Below are 253 nucleotides of genomic sequence, written 5' to 3'. Positions count from 1 at the left end.
AGGGCAAACTGGCAATGCTGAAGCACAACACGCATCTTGGAATGATGATGGGTGCTTGGGCTGGTCGTATCGTTGAAGAACAGCTTGCAGGTGAGTTCAATACTCAGTTGATTGAGAAGCTCTATGCTGATTGGTCGTCTGCAAAGGATCGGGATGCTTTTGTAGACATCTCGGATACGAACGACAAAGTATGGGCTGATACGTGGAACATGTTCCCACAGGGCTTGAAGAAGCAGATCAAAGACAAGTTCGG

General features: G+C 47.8%; 1 protein-coding gene. It reads left to right on the top strand.

Annotated features, from left to right (window positions below):
* Nucleotides 1–14 precede the first annotated feature (14 nt).
* Nucleotides 15–253, top strand: a 239-nt coding sequence (locus tag Q5762_RS39070) for a hypothetical protein (RefSeq protein WP_315897070.1), incomplete at its 3' end; no start/stop codon positions are given.

Origin of the sequence: Streptomyces sp. P9(2023) (assembly GCF_032436795.1) — a bacterium.
Taxonomy (GTDB): Bacteria; Actinomycetota; Actinomycetes; order Streptomycetales; family Streptomycetaceae; genus Streptomyces.
The sequence above is the reverse complement of the archived record's forward strand: the minus strand, read 5'-3'. Positions and strand labels throughout refer to the sequence as shown.